The 305-nt window shown below is 68.9% G+C and carries 1 protein-coding gene; it reads right to left on the bottom strand.

The genetic code is table 11. The features are described from left to right. The coding region (locus BTA51_RS30605) for a hypothetical protein (RefSeq protein ID WP_210404979.1) at positions 1–181 on the bottom strand (181 nt) is incomplete at its 3' end. Between the last annotated feature and the right edge of the window lie 124 nt (positions 182–305).

Below are 305 nucleotides of genomic sequence, written 5' to 3'. Positions count from 1 at the left end.
GTGCGATCTCGACCTCGGCTTCGACACCCCGGTTCCACGGCCAGAAGAACAGGAAGAACTGGGCGAAACCGCTGTCCTCCCGCGTGGCGACCTCGGGCACGATCCGGCTGTGCCCATGGCTCAGCAGCGGGCGGTGCAGCGGGATCGGCGAGCGCGTGATCGAGGCCGGGCTGCCGGTCACGACGGTGCCGAGCGGCGATTGATGAACATGGATCGAATTCGACCCCGAGATGATGGTGGTGGCCCCGGCAGCCCCGGCGCCAAGGGCGGCGCTGGCGGCAAGAGCGGCAGAGAGAGTGCGAAGG

Source organism: Hahella sp. CCB-MM4 (assembly GCF_002260525.1).
GTDB lineage: Bacteria > Pseudomonadota > Gammaproteobacteria > Pseudomonadales > Oleiphilaceae > Hahella.
The sequence above is the reverse complement of the archived record's forward strand: the minus strand, read 5'-3'. Positions and strand labels throughout refer to the sequence as shown.